Annotated in this window: 25 protein-coding genes; 23 read left to right on the top strand and 2 right to left on the bottom strand. The window is 34.9% G+C overall.

The annotated features are described in order from the left end of the window. Positions 1 to 9 precede the first annotated feature (9 nt). The 19 genes from LV842_RS03340 (at position 10) to LV842_RS03250 (ending at position 15,406) form a co-directional block, all read left to right on the top strand. Positions 10 to 1,419, top strand: coding sequence for a TolC family protein (locus LV842_RS03340; protein ID WP_233110039.1), 1,410 nt, complete (start codon positions 10 to 12; stop codon positions 1,417 to 1,419). A gap of 18 nt (positions 1,420 to 1,437) precedes the next feature. Then, the gene (locus LV842_RS03335) at positions 1,438 to 2,394 is read left to right on the top strand and encodes an HlyD family secretion protein (RefSeq protein ID WP_233110038.1); all 957 of its coding nucleotides are present in this window, start codon (positions 1,438 to 1,440) and stop codon (positions 2,392 to 2,394) included. A gap of 2 nt (positions 2,395 to 2,396) precedes the next feature. Beyond that, on the top strand, positions 2,397 to 3,611 hold the full coding sequence (locus LV842_RS03330) for an ABC transporter permease (RefSeq protein ID WP_233110037.1): 1,215 nt from the start codon (positions 2,397 to 2,399) through the stop codon (positions 3,609 to 3,611). 141 nt (positions 3,612 to 3,752) lie between these two features. Further along, positions 3,753 to 4,208, top strand: coding sequence for a DUF1569 domain-containing protein (locus LV842_RS03325; RefSeq protein ID WP_233110036.1), 456 nt, complete (start codon positions 3,753 to 3,755; stop codon positions 4,206 to 4,208). Positions 4,209 to 4,269: 61 nt separating this feature from the next. Beyond that, positions 4,270 to 4,740, top strand: coding sequence for a hypothetical protein (locus LV842_RS03320; protein WP_233110035.1), 471 nt, complete (start codon positions 4,270 to 4,272; stop codon positions 4,738 to 4,740). A 3-nt stretch (positions 4,741 to 4,743) separates the two neighbouring features. Continuing rightward, complete coding sequence (locus LV842_RS03315) at positions 4,744 to 5,148, top strand: hypothetical protein (RefSeq protein WP_233110034.1); 405 nt, start codon at positions 4,744 to 4,746, stop codon at positions 5,146 to 5,148. Then, positions 5,145 to 5,516 carry a VOC family protein gene (locus tag LV842_RS03310; protein ID WP_233110033.1) on the top strand — a complete coding sequence of 124 codons (372 nt, stop codon included), beginning with the start codon at positions 5,145 to 5,147 and terminating at the stop codon, positions 5,514 to 5,516. Before LV842_RS03315 ends, LV842_RS03310 begins: the two co-directional genes overlap by 4 nt. Before the next feature lie 106 nt (positions 5,517 to 5,622). After that, on the top strand, positions 5,623 to 6,165 hold the full coding sequence (locus LV842_RS03305) for an SRPBCC family protein (protein WP_233110032.1): 543 nt from the start codon (positions 5,623 to 5,625) through the stop codon (positions 6,163 to 6,165). 34 nt (positions 6,166 to 6,199) lie between these two features. Continuing rightward, positions 6,200 to 6,652, top strand: coding sequence for a VOC family protein (locus tag LV842_RS03300; RefSeq protein ID WP_233110031.1), 453 nt, complete (start codon positions 6,200 to 6,202; stop codon positions 6,650 to 6,652). Positions 6,653 to 6,876: 224 nt separating this feature from the next. Beyond that, the gene (locus LV842_RS03295) at positions 6,877 to 7,551 is read left to right on the top strand and encodes a DUF2490 domain-containing protein (protein WP_233110030.1); all 675 of its coding nucleotides are present in this window, start codon (positions 6,877 to 6,879) and stop codon (positions 7,549 to 7,551) included. Positions 7,552 to 7,599: 48 nt separating this feature from the next. Continuing rightward, entirely contained in the window at positions 7,600 to 8,604 is a 1,005-nt protein-coding gene (locus LV842_RS03290; protein WP_233110029.1) for a bestrophin family protein, read from the top strand. Between the two features lie 64 nt (positions 8,605 to 8,668). After that, complete coding sequence (locus LV842_RS03285) at positions 8,669 to 10,282, top strand: Na+/H+ antiporter (RefSeq protein WP_233110028.1); 1,614 nt, start codon at positions 8,669 to 8,671, stop codon at positions 10,280 to 10,282. A 37-nt stretch (positions 10,283 to 10,319) separates the two neighbouring features. After that, a complete protein-coding gene (locus LV842_RS03280; protein ID WP_233110027.1) occupies positions 10,320 to 10,745 on the top strand; it encodes an SRPBCC family protein in 426 nt (141 codons plus the stop codon). A 4-nt stretch (positions 10,746 to 10,749) separates the two neighbouring features. Further along, the gene (locus LV842_RS03275) at positions 10,750 to 11,133 is read left to right on the top strand and encodes a VOC family protein (protein ID WP_233110026.1); all 384 of its coding nucleotides are present in this window, start codon (positions 10,750 to 10,752) and stop codon (positions 11,131 to 11,133) included. Between the two features lie 36 nt (positions 11,134 to 11,169). Then, the gene (locus LV842_RS03270; protein ID WP_233110025.1) at positions 11,170 to 12,192 is read left to right on the top strand and encodes a glutaminyl-peptide cyclotransferase; all 1,023 of its coding nucleotides are present in this window, start codon (positions 11,170 to 11,172) and stop codon (positions 12,190 to 12,192) included. A 99-nt stretch (positions 12,193 to 12,291) separates the two neighbouring features. Then, a complete protein-coding gene (locus LV842_RS03265) occupies positions 12,292 to 13,320 on the top strand; it encodes a glutaminyl-peptide cyclotransferase (RefSeq protein ID WP_233110024.1) in 1,029 nt (342 codons plus the stop codon). Positions 13,321 to 13,427: 107 nt separating this feature from the next. Beyond that, the gene (locus LV842_RS03260) at positions 13,428 to 14,345 is read left to right on the top strand and encodes a hypothetical protein (protein ID WP_233110023.1); all 918 of its coding nucleotides are present in this window, start codon (positions 13,428 to 13,430) and stop codon (positions 14,343 to 14,345) included. 22 nt (positions 14,346 to 14,367) lie between these two features. After that, entirely contained in the window at positions 14,368 to 14,982 is a 615-nt protein-coding gene (locus LV842_RS03255) for a deoxynucleoside kinase (RefSeq protein ID WP_233110022.1), read from the top strand. Between the two features lie 76 nt (positions 14,983 to 15,058). Next, positions 15,059 to 15,406, top strand: coding sequence for an ArsC/Spx/MgsR family protein (locus tag LV842_RS03250; protein WP_233110021.1), 348 nt, complete (start codon positions 15,059 to 15,061; stop codon positions 15,404 to 15,406). Positions 15,407 to 15,450: 44 nt separating this feature from the next. On the opposite strand, the gene LV842_RS03245 is transcribed toward LV842_RS03250, so the two are convergent. Both LV842_RS03245 and LV842_RS03240 read right to left on the bottom strand, forming a co-directional pair. Further along, on the bottom strand, positions 15,451 to 15,756 hold the full coding sequence (locus LV842_RS03245) for a DUF493 family protein (RefSeq protein ID WP_233110020.1): 306 nt from the start codon (positions 15,754 to 15,756) through the stop codon (positions 15,451 to 15,453). 41 nt (positions 15,757 to 15,797) lie between these two features. After that, positions 15,798 to 16,475, bottom strand: a complete 678-nt coding sequence (locus LV842_RS03240) for a DUF4197 family protein (RefSeq protein WP_233110019.1) — start codon at positions 16,473 to 16,475, stop codon at positions 15,798 to 15,800. Between the two features lie 413 nt (positions 16,476 to 16,888). On the opposite strand from LV842_RS03240, the gene LV842_RS03235 reads away from it, so the two are divergent. The 4 genes from LV842_RS03235 to LV842_RS03220 all read left to right on the top strand — a co-directional run bounded on the left by LV842_RS03235 (position 16,889) and on the right by LV842_RS03220 (position 23,446). Further along, the gene (locus LV842_RS03235) at positions 16,889 to 19,708 is read left to right on the top strand and encodes a SusC/RagA family TonB-linked outer membrane protein (protein WP_233110018.1); all 2,820 of its coding nucleotides are present in this window, start codon (positions 16,889 to 16,891) and stop codon (positions 19,706 to 19,708) included. Positions 19,709 to 19,719: 11 nt separating this feature from the next. Beyond that, positions 19,720 to 21,144, top strand: a complete 1,425-nt coding sequence (locus LV842_RS03230; RefSeq protein ID WP_233110017.1) for a RagB/SusD family nutrient uptake outer membrane protein — start codon at positions 19,720 to 19,722, stop codon at positions 21,142 to 21,144. 71 nt (positions 21,145 to 21,215) lie between these two features. Next, positions 21,216 to 22,604, top strand: coding sequence for a glucoamylase family protein (locus LV842_RS03225; RefSeq protein ID WP_233110016.1), 1,389 nt, complete (start codon positions 21,216 to 21,218; stop codon positions 22,602 to 22,604). Positions 22,605 to 22,738: 134 nt separating this feature from the next. Next, the gene (locus LV842_RS03220; RefSeq protein WP_233110015.1) at positions 22,739 to 23,446 is read left to right on the top strand and encodes a carboxylesterase family protein; all 708 of its coding nucleotides are present in this window, start codon (positions 22,739 to 22,741) and stop codon (positions 23,444 to 23,446) included. Positions 23,447 to 23,506: the final 60 nt, after the last annotated feature.

Raw genomic sequence — 23,506 nt, 5'->3', positions numbered from 1 at the left:
ACATGAACCATGAAAAACAATTTATTGATTTTTACGTTTGGTTTTTTACTATTTCCAGCCTTCAGTTGGGCACAGTCGGCGCCGGATTTTCGGGAGCTTTTAGATAGTGCGATGGTTCGGGATTCGGACCTCAAAATGCAGATCACCCAAAACAAACTTACCGATCTTGACGAACATAAACTCAAAGATGTTTTTCTTCCTACATTGGAAGTCAGCGGACAGGTTGGTTATCTCAATGCAACAGCTCGATTGACCTCTCCGGAAATCAATCTTACTCCGTTTATCCAGATTCCGAAAGGGTATTTCAATAATAATTTAAATATTTCAGGGTTTTCAGGTATCGCCAAAACCGATGCAAAGATGTTGGTGTATTCCGGAGGAAAAGTAAAGTATTTAAAAAAAGCGATTGAAGAAAAGAAACTGTCCGAAGATATTTTGCTTACCAAAACCAAGGATGAAGTGACGGCCAATGTTTCAAAAGCATATGATCAATTAGCTTTGATTCATCAGTCGAAAAGAGTGTTGGATGAAAGTAAAAAAAGATTAGATATTAACAGGAAAACTGCAGATAAAGCATTAGGTTATGGTTTGATAACTCCTTATGATCATAAAAAAATTGAACTTGCTCAAGCGACTTTAAATGCTAAAATAGTCGAATACGAGGGTAAAAAAGAACTGCTTCTTACCCAGCTTTATATTTTTACAGGAATCAGCAAAGAGAGACTGAAAATGATAGAGCCTGTATTGGAACCGGTAGAAATATTGACTGCTGAAAAAGGCATTGAACAAAGAGCCGAAATTCAGGCTCTCAATCATGGGATTGTTGCGGCAGATTATAAAATAAAAGCAGAAAGAACGTGGATGATTCCTAAAGTTCAGTTAATGGCTTCGGCTTATTATATCGGACTGTACGGAAGCAGAATTAAAACGTCGGAAAATATAATTCCGGCCATTCCTGAAATTGGGTATGGAGGAGCAAAATTAGACTGGAAACCTACCAATATTAATATTCTTCCTTTAATTACAGCTGGAGTTGGCTTTAAATGGGAGGTTTTTGATGGTAAAGAAGGAAAACATGCTGAAGAAACTGCGAAAATAGGAAAAGAAATTCTGCAGAATCAAAAAGAAGATGCTTTAAAAAAACTCACGTTAAATTTAGCGAATAATCGAACCAATTATGATATTGCAACCGCTCAGATTACTTTGAAAGCTAAAGAAAAAGAACTCGCAAAAAATGCTTTGGTTCAGGCTGAAAAAGAATTCAGATACGGAATGAGCAAATCTTCACAACTCATCGATGCGGAGAATGATCTTGAAATTGCCGAACTTGAATATCAAAATACCATATTTAATCAGAGAAGAGCAGGAATAGAACTGATGAGATCTACTCAGGAATTGGATATTACTAAATTTTACTAATACTTTAAATTCGAAATGATGCAAAAAAATATATCCCTCGTGCTTGCTGTTCTGTTTTTATTGACAAGCTGCAATAAAAAGAACGAAAAACTGAACCATTCCGAAGGTAAAACTAAAAAAGACGTTATTTCTTTTGCGCCGAAAGTGCCGGGAAGAATTTTAAAAATATACGTTACAGAAGGGCAGACCGTGAAAAAAGGCGATACTTTGGCACTTTTGGATATTCCCGAAGTATCCGCAAAAATTGCTCAGGCTCAAGGTGCCGTAAGTGCAGCCACAGCTCAGGAGCAAATGGCTAAAAACGGAGCTACAGCTGACCAAATGAAACAGTTGCAGGCAAAATATAAAGGATTAAAAGAACAATATGATTTTGCTCAAAAATCTTTCCGAAGAGCTTCCAATATGTATCGGGACAGTTTAATGTCTCCACAGGCTTATGATGAGATATATGCTAAAATGCAAGGTGCAAAAGCCCAATATGATGCTGTGGTTGCCGAATTGGATGATGTACAGAGAGGTACCCGTTTCGAAAAAGTGGAAATGGCTGCAGGACAAGCTTCTCAGGCGAAAGGTGCTTTGCAGGAAGCCAATGTAGCTTATTCTGAAAGATATGTAATTGCTACCAATGATATGGAAATCGAAACGATCAGCCTGAATCCGGGAGAATTGGCGACGGCCGGTTATGCCTTGTTTAACGGTTATATTCCGGAAAGTACTTTTTTCAGATTTACCGTTCCTGAAAGTCAGATTTCAAAATACAAAAAAGGACAAACTGTTACCATGCAGGTTGTGTATAATAAAGAAAATCTGGAGGGGAAAATTTTATATATCAAACAGCTGACAAAATATGCAGACATTACTACTGCATACCCGGATTATCAGTTGCAGGATGCAATTTATGAAATTAAAGTAAAACCTATGGATATGAATAAAGCTAAAGACATCCTTGTTAATTCAAACGTTATCCTGAAATAGATATGAAAGAGTTTTTCCGACTTTTAAAACGAGAATTCAAGCTGTTTATCGGCAATTCTACATTGAGAACCGTTTTCTTTTTGGCGCCGGTTTTCTATGCGACATTGTTGGGTTTTGTTTATGAAAGCGGAAAAGTAGAAAATACACCTGTTTTGGTGATCGATAGAGACAATACGCCTTTATCTAATCAATTAACAGAAATGCTGGAAGATAACAAAAGTATTAAAGTGATCCGTTATTTGCAGGAACCATTCAGCATGAAGGACGAGGTTATAAAACATGAAGCTGCGGCGGTGGTTATTATTCCGGCAAAATTTGAAGCATCCATACTTCAGAAAAAATATCCTGAGCTTAATGTATATGTGAATACAGGAAATGTTTTGACTGCAAATTTTGCCTCAAAAGCATTACAATTAACCATAGGAACATTCTCGGCAGGAGTTTCCATTAAAGGACTGCAGAAAGCGGGAATGCCTGCAAGCAAAGCCGTTACCCAGTACGAGCCTTTTAAGGCCAATTATATCACACTTTTCAATACAACAGGAAATTACCTGATTTTCATGTGGCCGGCAATGCTCGCTGTCGTTTTACAGCAGGTGATTCTTCTGGCTATGGCTGTAAGTTTTGCATCAGAATTTCAGGGCGGAACCTTCATCAAAGAATATGCAAAAATGAAAAAATGGGCGTTTCCTACGATGTTAATCAAAGTAATTCCTATTTGGGTTTTTTCTATCCTTATTGTAGGAATGTACTATTTCATGCACATGATTTTTAAAGTTCCAATGCCGGAAGGAGTTCTCAATTTTATCTTAATCACAAGCTTTTTCGTAGGATCGGTTTCTTTTCTCGGAGTGTTGGTAAGCGTACTGATTCCTGATGCATTAAAGGCAACTCAGATTTTAATGGTCATTGCTTCTCCGGCTTTTATTATCAGCGGTTTTACATGGCCTTTAAGTTCAATGCCTGCTTTTGTTCAGTTTATTGCGAATATTATCCCTTTGACTCCTTTTTTGCAGGCGTTTAAAATTTTATTGATTCAAAAAGGCTCCGTAGAGCTTACTTATCCTTATTTGCAGCATTTAGGGATTCTTTTAATCATTTATATTCTGTTAGGATGGATTGCGCTGAAGATCAAACTTTGGCTGATGTTCAGATTTGTAAAGCCCGAAAAAGATGACTCCGGTAATTTTTCAGAGAACGAAGAAACAGAAGTCTAATCAAATAATAATTCGTATTTTTCTGTTACGTTAAAATGGATTTTAAATAATTGTTTATCAGTGGCTTATTTGTATTTTTAAAAATAATTAAAAAGCAAAAGAAAAAACTGATATATTTGTTTTTCAACAATTACATAAACTATGGAAAACGTATTTGATATCAAAGATGCTCAGAATTACATTGATAGAATTAATAATCTTGTAGAAGACACTCATGGTCTTTGGGGAAAAATGACGGTTGATCAAATGTTAGCACATTGTAGTGTATCTTACGAGATGGTTTATGAACCGGAAAAACATAAAAAACCGGGTGCTATTGCAAAATTTATTTTAAAAAGCTTTGTAAAACCTAAAGTAGTGGGTGAGAAGGCTTATCCTAGAGATTCTCCTACGGCTCCTCAGTTTTTAATTAAAGGAAGAAAGAATTTTGAAGACGAAAAGAAAAGATTAATTGGTTTCATTCAGAAAACCCAACAACTCGGAGCAGCTGCTTTTGATGGAAAAGAATCACATTCGTTTGGCAAACTTTCTTCTCAGGAGTGGAATAATATGTTTGCAAAACATCTGAACCATCATTTGGCACAATTCGGGGTGTAAGTATTATCATGAATTTTTTTGAGGATCATCTAAAACTATATTCAAACTAATATTAAAAACCATGAAAAAAGCTTTACTATTCCTCATTCTTATTTCTAATTTTTTCTTTGCCCAAATGCCTGATATTTCATCTGTCTGGCTGAATAACAGTAAACCTTATTGGGGGACCATTGGAAATAAAAAAGAGCAGATTAAACTGAAAATCAATATTTCAGAGCAAAATAAAAAAAATGATCAGGAGTATTTTGTTTCAGGATATTCTCTTGTAGATCAGGTGTACGCCAAATTTGAAGGTAAATTTACCATCACCAAATACAAAGACAATAAGAAGAGCGGAACGGTGTATGGAAATTACGAACTTGCAGAAGAAAACAAAGGAAAACATTCCGGACTTCTTAAAGGAAAATTCATTTATACTTTTAAATGGAATAAAACCACCGAAAAAATTGAAGGTCAATATATCGAACTTATAGGTGACTGGAAAAGCTATGACGGAACTTTAGACTTTAAAACCCGTATAAAAAATCAATAAACCATGTTAAAAAGAATTTTAGCTGTTATAGGCGGAATCGTTGCCGGTTCGCTTACTGTTGCGGCTGTAGAAATGCTGGGACATTATTTATATCCGTTACCTGCGGGAATGAAAAGCGATGACATGGAAGCAATGAAGGAGTATATTCCCAATGCACCTTTTATGGCGCTGTTTTTTGTAATTATTGCTTATGCTCTGGCTGCTTTGGTGGTAGGATTTGTCTCGACCAAGATTGCGAATGACGGTAAAAATAAATATGCAATAATCGGGGGAGTTATTTTTGTGATCATCACCATTATTAATTTGGCGATGCTTCCGACTCCTGTCTGGTTCTGGGTATTAGGAATCGCAGTTTGGGGATTGGTGTTAGTAGGTTATAAATTGGCTTTAAATAAAAATAAAGGATGAAATTAGGAGCATTTTCAGTAAGTTTAAGTGTAAAGGATCTGCAAAAATCGAAAGATTTCTATGAAAAATTGGGCTTCAGCTCAATGGGTGGAAATATGGAGCATAATTATCTGATCATGAAAAACGGAGATCATTTAATCGGGCTTTTTCAGGCCATGTTTGATGGAAATATGCTGACTTTTAATCCGGGATGGGATCAAAATGCACAAAATCTTGAGATTTTTGATGATGTTCGTGATATTCAGAAACATTTAAAAACTCAAGGAGTAGAACTGGATAAAGAAGCTGATGAAACGACTTCAGGTCCTGAACATATTTTCCTGAAAGATCCTGATGGAAATATGATTTTAATAGATCAGCACAGATAAATTTCAATTAAAATAATCATGAAATAGCCATAAGAATGCCATATACTCAAAGGGAAGATTATTTGAGGCTATTCCATCTGACCATAAAAAATTAGAAAATAAACAGATGAAAACAATAAAAAGAATTTTTATAGGGCTGGCTTTAATACTAGTCGTATTGCTTATTATAGCCGCGTTTATTTCCGGAGATTGTAAATATGAAAAATCGATAACTATCAATGCTCCTGCTGAAAAAGTCTGGCAAAATACCAGTACTCTGAAAGCAATGGATGTATGGAGTCCATGGAATGATCTGGATCCCAACATGAAAAAAGAATGGAGCGGGGTAACTGGTAATCCGGGAGAAAAAGTTTGCTGGGATAGTAAAAATGAGAATGCTGGAAAAGGATGTCAGGAAGTGAAAAAAGTGGATGCAGCGAATAAAAGAATTGATACTGAAATTAAATTTTTAACTCCTTACGAAAGTGAAGCGAACGCTTATGTTATCGTAACTCCTGAAGGAAGCGGAAGCAAGGCAACTTGGGGATTTACTTCAAAAATTCCTTATCCTTTTACGATCATGAAGTTGTTTATGAATATGGAAGATGCTATTGGGAAAGATTATCAAAAGGGACTTTCAAAATTGAAGAGTGTATCTGAACAACAATAAACCTCGAACCTAAAACTTTAAATTATAAAAAACTATGGCGTCAGTAAACGTTTATTTAACATTTAACGGAAATTGTAAAGAAGCATTTGATTTTTACAAATCTGTTTTCGGTGGAGAATATCCATACATCGGAACTTTTGGAGAAATGCCTCCATCTGAAGAATGCGGAGAAATGTCTGAAGAAGATAAAAACAAAATTATGCATGTTTCTCTTCCTATTTCTAAAGAAACAGTTTTGATGGGAAGCGATACAGGAGGTGAATGGGCATCCCAGTATAAAGTAGGAAATAATTTTTCAATTTCCATTAATGCGGACTCAAAAGAAGAGGCAGATAAATTATTTGCAGGCTTATCAGAAGGTGGGATGGTAACAATGCCAATGGCAGATACATTTTGGGGAGCATATTTCGGAATGTTTACCGATAAATTCGGAATCAACTGGATGGTAAACTATGATGATCCTGCTAAAATGCAACAACATCCTTAATATTTATTTTAAAAATAAATACAATACAAACAAACCGGCGGTAGAAACTGTCGGTTTTTATTTTATATGCATTTGCATTTCAAAAATCTCTAAATTTGAGTATAAAGTTATTGGCTGATTTTAAACAGACAGGAAAACTTTCATAAAAAATATATTTTGCTTATTATTGATAATTAATATTGAATTTAGTTATTTGATAGATTTTAATAATGAAAAAATAAAGAATGAAGGTTTTAAAATTATTGGTTGCAGGGATTTTTACTTTGGGAGCTACCTTTTCGCATGCACAGAAAAATGATTTGGGCGCTTGGTATATGTATTTGGGAAACAATAAAATCAGTAAAAAACTAAACTGGCATAATGAGGTTCAGTACCGTAATTTTGATGCGGGTGGAGATTTGGAGCAACTTTTAATTCGTACAGGTTTAGGATACGACCTGACGGAAAATAATAACAATGTTTTGTTGGGATATGGTTTTATACTCAGCCAGCCTTATGTGAATGGCGAAAAAACTGAAAATATAGAACACCGAATTTTTCAGCAATATATTACCAAACAGAAATTCGGACGTTTTAATCTTCAGCATCGTTACCGTTTAGAAGAGCGCTTTCTGCAGGATGATTTCAGGATGAGGTTTCGATATCTGATCGGATTGAATATTCCGATTAATAATAAAGAAATACTGCCTAAAACTTTTTATGGTTCTGTTTATAATGAGATTTTTCTGCATTTTAACAGTCCTACTTTTGACAGAAACCGGGTATATGGAGCTTTAGGGTATGTTATTAATAAAAATATGAGAATTGAAGCAGGATATATGAATCAGATTCAGGAGACTAAAAACAGAGGACAGATTCAGATCGGCTTTTATAACAATATCCCGTTTACGAAAAATTAAAAGGTCTTTTTTGAAAAAGATAAAAAAATTAAAAACCAATCATCACTTATGCACTCAGGAAAAAGATTTGGAGCCCTTGAATTTATAGTCTGGACGAAGAGAAGTATTCTTTGTTTAGCTGTTTTATCAACAATTCCTACCGTTTTGTATTTTTTAGGATATACTTTTCTGTCGTTTCCATGGCAGCCGATCGCGATTATGGGAACTGCTGTTGCATTTATCGTGGGGTTTAAAAATAATGCAAGTTACAGCCGACTTTGGGAAGCCAGACAGATTTATGGAGCAATCATCAATGACAGCCGTAGTTTTGGATATATTTTAAGGGATTCGCTTTCTGCAAAAAATTCAAGTAAAGTAAAAGAAATGTTTCAGCGCCATTATGCATGGCTTACTGCACTTCGTTTTCAGCTTCGGGAATCAAGAGCCTGGGAAAATATGTCTACTGCTCAGTTCGATGAGTATGCACAAAAATATGACATTCCGGAAAAGCTTTCCAAGCTGGATGAAGAATTGAAAAAATATCTTTCGGAAGATGAACTTCAATATATTTTGAGTAAAAAAAACAGAGCAACACAATTGATGGCTAAACAAAGCAGTGTGTTGTCGGAAGCATATGCAAAAGGAGAAATCAATGATTTTCAGTGGACGCAGATTAATCAGCAGTTGGTAAAATTTACGGACAATCAGGGAAAAGCAGAAAGAATTAAAAACTTTCCTTATCCTAGAAATTTTTCTTCGATTACGACTTATCTTTTATTGCTTTTCATTGCTTTTGTTCCCTTTGGATTATTAAAAGAATTTGATAAACTGGGTGATGGAACGGTGTTAGAAGGATTTACCTTGTGGTTTAATATCCCTTTTTCATTATTGGTAACTTGGTGTTTCCATACACTGGATAGTGTAGGAGAGGCTTCTGTTAATCCTTTTGAAGGAAGTCCGAACGATGTTCCGATTACTCAAATCAGTCGTACCATAGAAATTGATATGAGAGATATGTTGGATGAAACGGATCTTCCTCCTGCCATTGCTCCGAAAAATAATATTGTGCTTTAATTGAAGTGAAAGCCTCTAATAAAAACAATAAGTCAAAAAAAATAATTAAAAAATACACAAAATAATGATTCACACATATGTTATAATATCAATCGCGGTATTGCTGTCTGTGATGATATTGGTCATGATAGGGCAGAAGCTGAAAGTAGCCTATCCGATATTTCTTGTTATTGCTGGATTGCTGATAAGTTTTATTCCAGGGATGCCGCATATTGAGATAGAGCCGGATTTGGTTTTCCTTATCTTTCTTCCGCCAATTTTATTTGAAGCGGCATGGTTTACTTCGTGGCAGGATTTTCATAAATGGAGAAAGCAGATATTTTCTATGGCTTTCGGATTGGTGTTTTTAACCTCCATTGTGGTAGCGTATTTGTCATCATCCATTATTCCGGGACTTACAGTAGCTATGGGATTTTTATTAGGAGGAGTCAATTCTCCACCTGATGCTGTCGCTGCAACTTCAGTGTTGAAACATATGAAGATTCCAAAGAAAATTACAAGTATTCTGGAAGGAGAAAGTTTGATTAATGATGCTTCGAGTTTAATTGTATTTAAATTTGCTTTAGCAGCGGTAATTTCCGGGCAGTTCATTTTTGGAGAAGCGGTAAAAGACTTTTTCACGATGGCGATCGGTGGAATAGCGATTGGAGTAGGATCTGGATTGCTTTTCGGAGCTTTGCTAAGAATTATTCCGTCCAACTCGAATATTGATACCATTATTACACTAATCGTTCCTTATATCATGTATGTAGGAGCGGAACATTTCCATTTTTCCGGAGTATTGTCTGTGGTTGCAGGAGGGTTGCTGATGTCTTATAATTCACATTGTTATTTAAGCCATACTTCAAGGATTCAATCGGGAAATGTTTGGAGCGTTTTGATCTTTTTAATGAACACGATTATTTTCATTCTCATCGGATTGGAATTACCGATTGTCGTGGCAGGAATGAAAGAGTATACCATTTCTGAAGGGATTTTCTATAGTGTTATCATCGGAGGAGCGATTATTTTCACCAGAATTTTGTACAGCTATGCTTTGATGTATTTTCCAAGGCTTTGTTCTAAAGAATTAAGGCTAAAAGTTCCGAAACCGGATTGGCGCGAACCGTTCATTATCAGTTTTGCGGCTATGAGAGGAGTGGTTTCTTTAGCAGCAGCATTATCTATTCCTGCGTTTTTACCAAATGGAGAAGCCTTTCCGCACCGAAATATTATTTTGTTTGTCACTTTTGTGATCATATTGATTACTTTAGTAGGACAAGGTTTGCTTCTTACCCCTATTTTAAAATTTTTGAAAATCAGTGATGCAGGAAGCGAATTGCCGGAGGAAAAGCAGGAAGTCATTCTATTGAGAAAGCTGAAAGAAATGGCTTTGCAAAAACTGGATGATGATTTCTCTGAATTGGCTGGAAAAAACAGTCTTGTACAGCATCAGAAACATAAGCTGGAAAATGAAATGATGATGATGGCAGATAAAGTACAATGCATGGCTACCACAGGAGATTATGTAACGGCGATGAACGAAAATAAAGAGGTGATGAGACAAATTATTCAGGCACAGAGAAACGAACTTCATCGGTTAAAACGTGAAAAAATATTTGATGACCATGTCATGAGAACCATTGAGATGCAGCTAGATTTTGATGAAGCAAAAATTACAGGTTTTTCTCATGGGTAATTGATTTGTAAAAACAGACCTTTTAAATAAAAATAAAATGAGTATTCCCATTATCGTTCAATACAAAATAAAAGCTCCGGTTGAAAAAGTTTGGAAAGCTTTGACGGATAAGCAGGAGATGAAATCCTGGTATTTCGATATTTCCGATTTTGAATTGGAAACAGGACATGTTTTTAATTTCTATGAACCCGGAGATGAGAAAAAATACCATCATCAAGGTGAAATTTTAGAAATAATTCCTGACAAAAAACTGAAACATACCTGGTCTTATCCTGAACTATCTGACGGAATTACAACCGTAACCTGGGAATTGAAACAACAGGGAGAAGAAACTTTTGTTACACTTATTCATGATGATATTGATAACCTGAAAGAATTGGGAGCAAATTTTTCCAGAGAAGCTTTTGCGGATGGTTGGAACGGAATTATTGGTCAGAGTCTGAAACCTCATTTTGAAAAGTAAAAATATGTCAAAATACAAAGCACTTCGTCCGATATTATGGACAGAAAACCTGGATGACACGATTGGTTTTTATATTCAAATCCTGGGCTTTACCTTACAGGAAAGAAATGATGAATGGCAATGGGCTTCATTGGAGAAAAACGGAGTAGGAATTATGCTGACCAAACCGAATCAACATGAAACTTTTAATGGAATCGCTTTTAGTGGATCTTTTTATTTTACTGTAGATGAGGTAGATGAACTTTGGGAGGATTTGAAGACCAAAACCAAAATCTGTTACGAAATTGAAACCTTTGATTGGGAAATGAGAGAATTTGCAATCTATGACAATAATGGATATATATTACAATTTGGTCAACATATTGATGAAATTAGTAAAGCGGAATAAATTTTGCTATTTTTGGGGGAAATATTTAGAAATTCAATGAAAAAGAATATCATAGCAGGTTTTGCTGCAATTTTGTTATTAGCTTCATGTAATAAAGATGAAAAGATCTTAAGTACTTTAAGTGATTATAACAATTCTATGGAGGCAAAAGGATATCATTTTGGTGATAAACTTACCCTTCCAAAAGAAGTTACAGATAATGCGGAGAGCATTACGGTGAGCTTTGGAGATAAAGAAACTTCAGATTTAACGATAGACCCGAAATTTTTTACTTTAGGTGATAATGCCGTTACTTTCAACATAAAAAAGAAAGGAGGTGAAACTCTTAATCAGGATGCTACGATCAATGTTTTTGCAAAAAATCCTGAACAAAACTTAACGTACCAAATTGTAGCGGAATATCCTCACGATCCTAAAAACTTCGTACAGGGTTTTCAGATTGAAGGCAATACCATCTATGAAAGTGACGGGCAAAACGGTTCTTCACAAATCCTGAAATATACGTTGGGAACTACAACTCCTCTTGCTTCTACAAAACAGGCTCAGGAAGATTTTTCTGAAGGAAGCACCATTGTTGGGGATAAAGTATATCAGCTGACTTGGCAGAGCAAAAAAGGATATATTTATGATAAAAGCTCTTTAAAGCTTATTAAGGAATTTGCTTATCCGAATGTTTTTGGAGAAGGTTGGGGATTAACTTATGATGGTAAAAACCTGATTGCTTCTGACGGAAGTAAACTTTTGTACTTTTTAGATGCTAATGATCCTTCAAAACTGGTAAAATACATCGCGGTTGCAGGAAGTTCTCAGGCTTATGATCAGCTGAATGAACTTGAATATCATAATGGATTTATCTATGCCAACGTATGGCAAAAACCGATTATCTTAAAGATCAATCCTGCCAACGGAGAAGTAGTGGGAACATTCGATTTCACAGATATTGCTAAACAAAATACAAAAGGAAGTGATGATGTATTAAACGGAATTGCTTTTAAAGGTGATAATATGCTGGTAACCGGTAAAAACTGGTCAAAAATATACGAGGTTGTTATTAAATAACAAATTCGTAAGCACATCAAAATATAAAGATAGCGTTCCTTGGGAGCGCTATTTTTAGTAAAGGAAAAACACTATTTTTGAAGAAAGATTAAATAATTCATGAAGAAAAATCTCTTAGTCTGTTTCACATCGATGATCATGTTGATGTCTTGTAATGATAAAGATAAAATGCTTAGTTCTTTAAAAGGGTATAATGATTCTATGGAATCAAAAGAGTATCATTTTGGGGATCAATTGACGCTTCCTAAAGAAATTACAGACAATGCAGAAAAAATCACCATAAGTTTTGGAGATAAAGGAACCTCTAATTTAAAGGTTGATCCAAAGTTTTTTGAATTAGGAGATAATAAAGTGACTTTCGTCATAAAAACTAAAAACGGAGAAACATTGAATCAGGATGCTACCATCAATGTTTTTACCAAAGCTCCTGAGAAAAATATAGAGTATGAAATCGTGACGGAATATCCCCATGATCCAACTCATTTTATAGAAGGATTTCTTTTGGAAGGAAATACGGTGTACGAAAGTGATGGGCTTGAAGGTTCTTCTCAGCTGATAAAATATACATTGGGAGAAACCAAACCGATGGTAACTGAAAAACAGACAAACGATATCTTCTCTGAAGGTTGTGCAATTGTAGGAGATAAAATTTATCAATTGACCTATAAAAACAGATTGGGATTTGTTTATGATAAAAATACATTTAAAAAACTATCCGAATTCCCTTTGCCAAATGCTCTTGCTGAAGGTTGGGGACTGACCTACGACGGGAAAAATCTTGTGGCAACGGATGGCTCAAATCATCTGTATTTTCTGGATGTGAATGATCCTTCAAAAGTGGTGAAAACCGTTTCTGTTGCTGGAAATAAAGAAGTTTATGATAAACTGAATGAACTTGAATATCATAACGGTTTTATCTACTCCAATGTTTGGTTTAAGCCTATAGTTTTGAAAATTGATCCTGATACCGGGGAAGTTGTCGGTAAGTTTGATTTTACGAAAATTACAGAAAAGAATATGGCAGGAAATCAGGAACATGTATTGAATGGAATTGCCTTTAAAGGAAATAATATGTTGATTACCGGTAAAAACTGGTCAAAAACATTTGAAATTGCTATGAAAAACTGAAATAAAATGATTGTTTTAAGTAGTAAATTTTAAAAAGGATTCCATTACCTTTGGCAATCTTTTTGAGTTAGATATTTTCAGTATATTGACCGTATTAAAAAAACTGAGTGAAGTTTTTACATATCATATTATTTTTCTTCTTCTGTTCATTGTCTGCACAGAAAATTCTTCCTTTAGATAGTTTGAAACTTAAGGAAGCAGGAGATATGCTTGCCGACGATTATGGCAGTCTGTACATTTATAAAAACAAAGATTTTAGCTTTACAAAATACGACTCTACCGGAAAGCAGATCGGGAAAATGATGCTTACTGTACCTTTTAAACCTCAGAATGTTCAAAATCCTCTAAGTGTTGCATTATTTTCTGAAAATGCTCAGGAACTGAAATTTGTAGATCAGAATCTGAATGAAATACAACGGGTAGACTTTAAACAAAAATTCAGCTTTATAAAGTATGCTTATGCAGAAGATTTACAGCAGATCTGGCTGTTAGATGAAAGTACAAAGCGTCTTTTACAGTATAATTTCAGGAATGAAACCACCATCAATTCTTATCCTTTTGATGCTAATTTCGACGATCTTATTGATCTTTTAGTGTATGACAATAAGGTCTATGTTTTGACTAAAAAACAATTCAGAGTGTATACGCTCAAATTTGAAAAACTTTTTGAGGCCGACGTAGAAAACGGGAAACGTTTCCGAAGGGAAAACGATATGATCCTGATTGTGGCTAAAAATACGATTTTCAAATACATTTCAGATAAAGAATTAGTTAAGATTTTTGAAGATCCTGATGCACAAATTGTGGATAAAAACACATTGGCATATTTTGAAATCAAAGCCAACAAACTTTATCTTTACACGCTGGAAAATAGCAAAGAAACTAAACATCAAACGGAACCGGAACCAATACAAAAAGAAAATAAAAATTCTGAGGAATCTGAAGAAAAGAAAGAACAACCGGATTTAATTAAGCTTATAGAGGAAGTTTCGGAGGTTCAGTCGCTTGGTGTAGATAATTTATAATCATCAGTTAATACAATACAAAATGCATATTGCAGTTACAGGAAATATTGGAGCTGGAAAAACGACTTTGACTACAATGTTGTCCAAACATTACGGTTGGGATGCTCAATTTGAAGATGTGGATCATAATCCTTATTTGGAAGATTTTTATGCCGATATGAGCAAGTGGAGTTTTGCCTTACAGATTTACTTTCTGGGAAGCAGATTTCGTCAGGTAAAAGAAATCAGAGAAAGCGGTAAAAATATTATTCAGGATCGTACGATCTATGAAGATGCCCATATTTTTGCTGAAAACCTGAATGATATGAATCTTTTGTCAGACAGGGATTTCAATAACTATGTTTCAGTATTCAGCCTGATGAAGACTTTTGTTTCTGCCCCGGATTTATTGATTTATTTAAAATCTGATGTTCCGAATCTGGTAAAGAAAATTTACAAAAGAGGAAGAGAATACGAAGCTTCAATCAGTATAGAATATCTATCAAAGCTTAATCAGAAATACGAAAAGTGGATTTCTAATTACACGGAAGGAAAGCTTCTTGTGATAGAAGTTGATGAATTAGACTTTGTTGAAAAACCTGAAGATTTTGGTTTTATTTTGGAAAAAATAGAAGCTGAACTGAACGGCTTATTTTAAATGAGAAGTTGTTAAATTGTAAAGTTGTTAAGCTGTTTTTTACAGATTAATACATTTACCAAAGGCTATTAAAAAGATGATTAAAGTTTTACACAATGGAAATTGTTCAAAATCAAATGCGGCATTAGATTATTTGACGCAAAATAATATTCCGTTTGAGATTATTGATATTATTAAAGATCCACTAAGTGTTTTAGAGATAAAAACGGTTTTGAAGAAACTTGGGAAAGATGTTTCTTACCTTATTCGGGCAACAGATAAATTGTATACGGATAACTTTATAGGGAAACAACTTTCTGACGAAGCCTGGATTGAAGTCTTGTCTAAAAACCCCTCCTTGATTCAACGTCCGATTTTAATAAAAGGCTCGTTGGCGATATTGGGAAGACCTATTGAGAATGTGAAAAATTTCGTTGAAAAATAATCGAAATATAAAATAAAAAGTCAGCAACATTGCTGACTTTTTTATTACAATAAGATTACTCCTTCTATTTTTGAGACTTCTTGATAGATCGTAACGACCTGATTGGCATCTAAAACAAATGCATTGATGTTACAGGCTGTATACTTTCCGTTTTTGCTTTCACGGTTTCCTAATGTGAATTTGATACCGTCAAAAACCTTGTATATTTCTGTAAGTTTCGCCTGATCTGTGGGAATGATAAATTTGAATAAATAATCTTCCGGAAAATCGTGGTGATCTTCCAGTTTAGCCTTTAAAGATTTATAAAAATCTTCCGGGCTTGCGTGTTGATTTCCTTGTAATATATCCATCTGCAATTATAAAGTTATATATAAATATAGCAATTTTTTTTCTATTTACCAAGTGGTCCCAACAGGGATTTGGAGTTTTGTACTTCGTAGTCTTCAATGATATTAAACATTCCGTTCACCAATTGTTCCGAAGCTAATGTGCTTAATCCACCAGCATTTACACTGGATTTGTTTCCACCTAGAAGGCTTCCCAATAGATTACTTCCGGACAAAGCCGTATTGATTGTTTTTACAATTCCGTATTTGTTAAGCTCTTCTTCTACTTTTGGGGAAATGGCTGCTATAAGCTGTTGAGAAGTTTTTTCCTTTAAAATAAGAGTGGCTGTACCTTTTTCTCCCTGAATAATTCTTGTAACATCCTGAGCGTTTAAGGTGTGAACTGCATTTTGTAAGATGGGTTTGGAGATGTTTACAGTATATACGGCAGCATCAGCAATATATTCTCTTTCTTTTTTTACCAGGGAAGGAGCTATTTTCTCTAGTGTTGAGTTAATATCTCTTAATTCTTTTGGTAACGCTTTATCTACAAGATTATTTTGAAGAAATGCGTCTCTGTTACCATAAATTCCTGCTCCCTTATCAATACCCTTTAGCAGAATGTTTTTTATAATTGATAATCCTAAATCGCTGGTTGCGATAGACGAGCAAGAGTGAGTAATTGTAGATAATACCGCTCCTGTTCCTATCATTAAACTTGCGGCAATAATATATTTTTTCATGTTCTTTAATAATTATTCTTAGTATTTCCAAATACCACACCAAAGGTAAAGATTTAACGAAAAATAACAGTACATATTTCACTTTTGATGCAATAAAATTTATTAAAGCTTAAAAAGGAAGCATTGAAGTGGTTTTTTGGTATTTTTAATGATAATTTTAGTTTTTCGTGACTATGAATAATATAATCATTTTATTTGTTTTTGGTGAAAAATTTAATAAATATTTGTTTTCATTAAATTTTAACATAGTGTTTTGTGTTTGATATTATTTTTTAAGTAACTTTAACATTGTTTAAGATATTTTTTTACTTTTGACTAATGTCTTTTTTTGAGAATAAGAAATTTCCGTTAAAAGACCATAAAAACCCATGTGTTTTTATCCTGATTTGATTGTACGAATAAAATTAAACTATATGAAACAACGTGATTTAAAGTATTCATGTCTCATTGCGGTTCTGTACTTCGGTATGAACGTCAATGCGCAGGTTACTCCTAAAAAAGATTCTGTTAAGGAGCAGAAAATTGAGGAAGTAGTACTGATTGGATATGGTACACAGAAAAAAGAAAATGTTACTGGTAGTATTGGAGTAATTTCTGCAAAAGACTTAGCAGATAAACCCAATTCCAATCCTTTAAGTTCAATTCAAGGGAAGGCATCCGGTGTTCAGATTTTTAACTCGGCAACTCCAGGTGGTTCGCCAAGGGTAGATATTCGAGGTATCGGATCACTTACAGGAAATACTGTTTATATTGTAGACGGTTCTATAACCACAGATATTTCATATCTGAATCCTCAGGATATTGAATCTATGAGTATCTTGAAGGATCCGTCGAGTTTAGCTATTTATGGGGCTCAGGCTGGTAATGGTGCTGTAATTATCAAAACAAAAACTGGTAAAGGTAAAAAGCCTGTATTTAATGTAAATTCATATTTAGGAATAAAGAGTGTCACTAATATTCCAAAGTTGGTAAACGGGGATCAGTATATAGAGCTGTATAATGAAAAGCTTATGAATGACACAGGATCTGGTGTAGGTTCTATTACAAAAGCACAATATCCTGGAAATACGGATTGGATGAAAGAGATTCTTAGACCAAGTACTATTAATTCCAATGATTTTTCAGCCTCCGGATCAGTAGGTAAACTTTCATATTATGGAAGTGTAGGTTATCTTCAGGATGAAGGAAATCTTGATGCAAATAGAGGGGTTAATTCAGGAAGTAATTTTAAAAGATTTACTACAAAAGCAAACTTAAGCTATAAAATTACGGATAATATTACTATTGGAAATAACTTCACTTTTTCTAAAATATTAATTAACGCAGCTAATAATCCACTGTTGAATGCTTACAATGCGCCACCTGTATATTCTCCGATAAATCCTTCAACAGGAATGTACCAGTATTTTACATTGGTTACTGTAAATAATCCACGTGCTCAATTGGATCTCTTCAGATCACAAGACAGACAGGAAAGGTTATTAAACAATGTTTGGGCAGAAGTGAAATTTTTGAAAGATTTTACTTTTAGAAGTAGTTTAACAAACGATAACCTGAATTCAAGTAAATATGAGTATACGCCGGTAATTACATATACTCCGCAACCAGGTGTTTCCAGTCTTGTAACAAGGGATTCTAAAAATAGAGATTACGTTTGGGATAACATATTGAATTGGAAGAAAAGCTTTGGTAGTCACAATCTTGATGTACTAGCGGGTTTTTCAAGAACCCAAAATTATTATAATCAAGTATATAGAAGTGCATCTAATGTAAATTATGACGGAACTAATGGTTCTCTTAGCATAGACAGTGGAACTAATATTTTTAACGTTAACATGTACGATGCGCAAAGAACTGTAATTCCAAAATTGAGCAGGATACAGTCTTTCTTCGGAAGAGTAAATTATGATTATGCAGGAAAATACCTAATCAACGGATCAATTCGTAGAGACGGATCTTCAAACTTTAATCAGAACAGAGTTGAAGTCTTTCCTTCTGTGAGTGCTGGTTGGGTAATTTCGAAAGAAGGATTCATGAGTAATCAGAACATATTCAATCTTTTAAAGTTGAGAGGAAGTTGGGGTAGAACAGGTAACCCGAATGTGCAAAATGGAGCCTATACATTATTTGCTACTCTAGTAAATGCTGGTGCTTATTTTGGTACATCAGGTAATCCGGCACAGACCATTAGTGAATTTGTTGATACGTCAATTAGTTGGGAGATTACTACGGGTAAAGACTTTGGGGTAGAGATGGCTTTTTTAAATAATAAATTAAAATTTGAAGCCACTTACTTTGATAAAGATACAAAAGATGTAGTGTATGGTGTTGTACAAAGCCCTGTATCCGGAGCAAGTAATAACAATAATTATATCACCAATGCCTATGCATTTAATAACAAAGGGTTAGAATTATCTGTAAACTATGATGCTAAATTATCAGAGAAAGTTAAATTAAGCGTGTATGGTAACTTTACGTCGCTAAAAAATGAAATTACATCAGTTTTCGGAGGCTCATATCAAAATGCTGGTCCAAGTCTTTTCGGAAATTCAGTGGTTAGATTAGAAGCTGGTCAGCCGGTAGGATCATATTATGGCTATCAGGTAGCTGGAGTTTTTCAAACCGATGCTGAAGCAGCTGCTTCGGCACAAGGATCTGCAGGTGCTAAAGCAGGATGGTTTAAATTCGTTGATCAGGATGGTAACGGAATCATTGATGCAAGAGATAAAACCTTTTTAGGAAGTCCTGTACCGAAAGGAACTTATGGTTTTGGCTTTAACATGAATGTTTCTAATTTTGATTTTGGAATGGATTTCCAAGGAGTTTTTGGAAACAAAATATATAACTATAACAGAGAGCAGCGTTTTGGAAACGAAAGCTGGGATTTAGATTTTTATAACAACAGATGGCATGGTGCAGGTACATCTAATGAATATCCGATGACTACCAATAATCAATCTGTAATTTTGCCTAATAGTTTTTATGTAGAAGATGGAAGTTATTTCCGTATAAGAAATATTCAGGTAGGATATACATTCCCAAAAGGCTTTATTAAAACACCAAGTATTAATAAAGTAAGAATCTATATCAGTGCGCAAAACCCTTGGACAACTTTCAAATACCATGGTTTCTCACCAGAGATTACAAGTACAGACAGAGTAAGTATGGGTGTTGATAATAACATCTACCCATTATCTGCAATTTACACAATGGGTACCAGTATAACTTTTTAATTAAGAAATTCATGAAAAAAATAATATTATCACTAGCTTTAATAGCCGTTTCGATAGGTTGTAAGGATGATTATTTGGATGTAGCTCAGCCAAATAGAACCGAAGCAACAGCGTTTTTCACTACACAGGAGGATGCTCTGCAAGCAACAGCCGCTATATATTCATCTCTTAGAAGTTGGGAAAACTCAGCGTTTCCATATCAATATGTTTTCGGAGTTCCTGCGGACGATGTAGAAAAAGGATCAAATCCAGGAGATGCATCATTTATTAATGTGTATAATAATTTTACATATACTGCGAGTGATGCGGGGGTAGAAGGGTATTGGATAGGTCAATGGCAGTTTGTGAATCGTTGTAATCAGGTGATTACCAATGTTCCGTCAATAAGCATGGATGAAAATCTTAAGAGCAGATTGATAGCTGAAGCAAAAATGTTGAGAGCATATTTCTACTTTAATTTGTTAAGGATTTATGGTGGAGTTCCTATTTTTGACGGGCTTCCAGCAGACAAAAATTATAATCTTCCAAGAAATTCTGTGAATGAGGTTTACGATTTCATTATTTCTGATCTTACAAGTGCAGCAGCAGTTCTGCCACAGGCTTATGGAGCGGCAGATTTAGGAAGGGTAACGAAAGGTGGAGCATTAGGTCTTCTATCAAAAGTTTATCTGTATAAGAAAGATTGGCAAAAGGCTTATGATACTTCAAACCAGGTTATAGGAATGGGGTATGCTTTAGACTCTGATTTTAATCATTTATTCCGTCCGGCTGGTGAATTTGGTTCTGAATCTGTGATTGAGGTGAATTGCCAGTGTTCTACGCAGTTTGGTGGAAGCCAATATGCCGAGGTTCAGGGTGTAAGAAACCAGTTTGGATGGGGGTTCTTTACTCCGACAACTGCTTTAGAAAACGCATTTGAACCAGGAGATATCAGAAAAGAATTGACCATCCTGAGAGAAGGAGAGACAACACCAGAAGGGGATTTAATTCATAAAGGCGATCCTCAAGCGGGTAATATGTGGAATCAAAAAGTCTATGTTCCAAAATCTCTTAATAATAATTCTTGTGGATATGGTTCTATTCAGAATATTCGAATTTTAAGATTTGCTGAAGTTCTTCTTATTAATGCTGAAGCTGCAAACGAATTAGGAAATACGGCTACAGCAACTACAAACTTGAATAAAGTAAGAACAAGAGCGCAACTGCCAAATACAACTGCATCCGGACAACTTGGTTTGAGAAATGCTATCTGGAATGAAAGAAGAGTGGAGCTTGCTTTGGAAGGTGACCGATTTGTAGATCTTGTAAGAACAGGTCAGGCTACAACCGTCTTAGCTTCTTATGGTTATAAAGCTGGAAAAAACGAAGTCTTTCCTATTCCATTAAATTCTATTAATCAAAGTAATGGGATCTTAACTCAAAATCCTGGTTACTAGGCTTATTTATAAACTTTAGAGGAGAATGAAAGTTCTCCTCTTCTTTTGTATTCCGTTAAAAAAATGATTCAATGAAAAGGATAATATTACCCATCATTGCAGCATCTCTATTTGCTGTTTCCTGCAAAAATTCTCAAGTTTCAAAACAAGAATCTACTCAAAAATCAGTAGTAAAATCCAATATTACCGATGAGCAACTGATGAACAGAGTTCAGAAAGATGCTTTAAAGTATTTTTGGGATTATGCAGAACCTAATTCAATGTTGGGAAGAGAGCGTTATCACGAAGACAATATCTATCCGGATAATGATAAACACGTTGTTACAACAGGTGGATCAGGATTTGGCTTAGCAACCATATTGGTGGGTGTTGAACGAGGCTTTGTTCCTAGAAAAGATGCGGTGAAGCGATTGACAACTATGATGGATTTTCTTGCAAAAGCAGATCGTCATAAAGGAGCTTGGTCGCACTGGATTAATGGAGAAACAGGAAAAACGGTTCCTTTCGGAAAAAAAGATAATGGCGGAGACTTGGTAGAAACAGCATTTTTGACATCGGGAATTTTAATGGTTCGTGAATACTTCAAAAACGGAAATGCAGAAGAAAAAGCGCTTGCCAAAAAATGTGATGAGCTTTGGAAAGGAATTCAGTGGAACTGGTATACAAAAGGTGGCGAAAAAGTTCTTTATTGGCACTGGTCGCCGGAATATCAATGGGAAATGAATTTTCCGTTGCAAGGTTATAATGAATGCTTGATTACTTATATTTTGGCAGCTTCATCCCCAACATATTCCATAGATGCGGAAACTTATTACAAAGGCTGGACAAGAAACGGAACCTATCTTTCAGACAAAGAAAAATACGGACTTCCAATGTATGTAAAGCATAATGGAGCTGAAGAATACGGCGGACCATTATTTTGGACGCAATATTCCTACATTGGCTTAGATCCGACGAATTTATCAGATAAATTGATTAAAAACTATTTTGATTTAAATAAAAATCAGGTCCTTATCGACTATAAATACTGTGTCGAAAATCCAAAAGGATGGAAAGGTTACGGACCTAATTATTGGGGACTTACAGCAAGTTACTCGAGAAATAAAGAAGGAGGTGTAGGCTATGATGCCCATTTCCCACAAAATGATCATGGTGTAATCACTCCAACAGCAGCATTGAGTAGTTTTCCGTATTCACCGAAAGAATCTATGGATTTCCTGAGATTTATTTACACTCAGAAACCGGAATTCATTGGTTCGGCAGGTCCTTATGATGCAACCTCAATCAATTATGACAATTGGACAACACCAAGATATTTAGCGATTGATCAGGGAACTATTGCTCCGATGATTGAAAACTACAGAACAGGATTTTTATGGAAGCTATTCATGAATGCTCCTGAAATACAACAAGGATTAAAGAAATTGAGTTTCAAATCTGAGAAATATAACATTAAATAATATTTTTTAGGAGCTTAATCCCGCTTTCCGCTATATCTTTTTTATTACGGCCTCCGCTTCGCTCCGGCCGCAACAAAAAAGGATGCCGCTGCAATCGGGGCTAGTTAAAACCAGATAAAACCTGAAATAGTAAAATGAAATTAAAACTAAACCATTTACCGCTTTTACTTTTACCACTGTCATTGACTGTAAATGCTCAGGAAATTAAAGCAGAACTCAACAAAGAAGTTAAAAGACAGGAAAAGATCTCTTACATTCTTGATTACCCTCAAAAAGCAAAAGGGAATGTTCCTTTGATTGTATTTCTTCATGGTTCCGGTGAAAGAGGAAATAATCTGGAGCTTGTAAAAGCGCACAGTCCATTTACGTATAAACATCTGATAAAAGAACCTGTTGCGATTTTAGCACCTCAATGTCCGGAAAACACTTGGTGGGATACGGTTACCGTTTATAATTTGATTAAAGAAATTCAGAAAAAATATAAAGTTGATACTTCCAGAATTTATCTTACCGGACTTTCAATGGGAGGTTGGGGAACATTGAAACTGGCGATGGAGCATCCGGAAATGTTTGCTGCAGTAGTTTCGGTTTGTGCCCCGACAGACAGAGTAATGTATGCGAATATTGATCAGTACAAGCATTTGAACATGAAAATCTTTCATGGCGGAATGGATGATGTGGTTTTACCTGAAAATGCATTCAATTTTTATCAGAAACTTCATCCGGTTAATCCTTCCGCAGAATTGACAATCTTTCCGAATGATAACCATAATTCTTGGGATTCAACATATTCCAATCCGCATTTGTATGACTGGATGCTGTCAAAAAAGAAAAATAATTGATGTAAAATCAATCATTAAATAATAAAACGAAAAATAGAACTATAATTAAAGAAGGTAGAT

The organism is Chryseobacterium gwangjuense, assembly GCF_021311115.1.
Lineage (GTDB): Bacteria > Bacteroidota > Bacteroidia > Flavobacteriales > Weeksellaceae > Chryseobacterium > Chryseobacterium gwangjuense.
This window is presented reverse-complemented; position numbering and strand designations above follow the sequence as displayed.

Excerpts from the sequence above, each read along its gene's own strand:
- LV842_RS03340 (WP_233110039.1), top strand. The coding sequence starts at position 10 with ATGAAAAACAATTTATTGATTTTTACGTTTGGTTTTTTACTATTTCCA.
- LV842_RS03335 (WP_233110038.1), top strand. The coding sequence starts at position 1,438 with ATGCAAAAAAATATATCCCTCGTGCTTGCTGTTCTGTTTTTATTGACA.
- LV842_RS03330 (WP_233110037.1), top strand. The coding sequence starts at position 2,397 with ATGAAAGAGTTTTTCCGACTTTTAAAACGAGAATTCAAGCTGTTTATC.
- LV842_RS03325 (WP_233110036.1), top strand. The coding sequence starts at position 3,753 with ATGGAAAACGTATTTGATATCAAAGATGCTCAGAATTACATTGATAGA.
- LV842_RS03320 (WP_233110035.1), top strand. The coding sequence starts at position 4,270 with ATGAAAAAAGCTTTACTATTCCTCATTCTTATTTCTAATTTTTTCTTT.
- LV842_RS03315 (WP_233110034.1), top strand. The coding sequence starts at position 4,744 with ATGTTAAAAAGAATTTTAGCTGTTATAGGCGGAATCGTTGCCGGTTCG.
- LV842_RS03310 (WP_233110033.1), top strand. The coding sequence starts at position 5,145 with ATGAAATTAGGAGCATTTTCAGTAAGTTTAAGTGTAAAGGATCTGCAA.
- LV842_RS03305 (WP_233110032.1), top strand. The coding sequence starts at position 5,623 with ATGAAAACAATAAAAAGAATTTTTATAGGGCTGGCTTTAATACTAGTC.
- LV842_RS03300 (WP_233110031.1), top strand. The coding sequence starts at position 6,200 with ATGGCGTCAGTAAACGTTTATTTAACATTTAACGGAAATTGTAAAGAA.
- LV842_RS03295 (WP_233110030.1), top strand. The coding sequence starts at position 6,877 with ATGAAGGTTTTAAAATTATTGGTTGCAGGGATTTTTACTTTGGGAGCT.
- LV842_RS03290 (WP_233110029.1), top strand. The coding sequence starts at position 7,600 with ATGCACTCAGGAAAAAGATTTGGAGCCCTTGAATTTATAGTCTGGACG.
- LV842_RS03285 (WP_233110028.1), top strand. The coding sequence starts at position 8,669 with ATGATTCACACATATGTTATAATATCAATCGCGGTATTGCTGTCTGTG.
- LV842_RS03280 (WP_233110027.1), top strand. The coding sequence starts at position 10,320 with ATGAGTATTCCCATTATCGTTCAATACAAAATAAAAGCTCCGGTTGAA.
- LV842_RS03275 (WP_233110026.1), top strand. The coding sequence starts at position 10,750 with ATGTCAAAATACAAAGCACTTCGTCCGATATTATGGACAGAAAACCTG.
- LV842_RS03270 (WP_233110025.1), top strand. The coding sequence starts at position 11,170 with ATGAAAAAGAATATCATAGCAGGTTTTGCTGCAATTTTGTTATTAGCT.
- LV842_RS03265 (WP_233110024.1), top strand. The coding sequence starts at position 12,292 with ATGAAGAAAAATCTCTTAGTCTGTTTCACATCGATGATCATGTTGATG.
- LV842_RS03255 (WP_233110022.1), top strand. The coding sequence starts at position 14,368 with ATGCATATTGCAGTTACAGGAAATATTGGAGCTGGAAAAACGACTTTG.
- LV842_RS03250 (WP_233110021.1), top strand. The coding sequence starts at position 15,059 with ATGATTAAAGTTTTACACAATGGAAATTGTTCAAAATCAAATGCGGCA.
- LV842_RS03245 (WP_233110020.1), bottom strand. The coding sequence starts at position 15,756 with ATGGATATATTACAAGGAAATCAACACGCAAGCCCGGAAGATTTTTAT.
- LV842_RS03240 (WP_233110019.1), bottom strand. The coding sequence starts at position 16,475 with ATGAAAAAATATATTATTGCCGCAAGTTTAATGATAGGAACAGGAGCG.
- LV842_RS03235 (WP_233110018.1), top strand. The coding sequence starts at position 16,889 with ATGAAACAACGTGATTTAAAGTATTCATGTCTCATTGCGGTTCTGTAC.
- LV842_RS03230 (WP_233110017.1), top strand. The coding sequence starts at position 19,720 with ATGAAAAAAATAATATTATCACTAGCTTTAATAGCCGTTTCGATAGGT.
- LV842_RS03225 (WP_233110016.1), top strand. The coding sequence starts at position 21,216 with ATGAAAAGGATAATATTACCCATCATTGCAGCATCTCTATTTGCTGTT.
- LV842_RS03220 (WP_233110015.1), top strand. The coding sequence starts at position 22,739 with ATGAAATTAAAACTAAACCATTTACCGCTTTTACTTTTACCACTGTCA.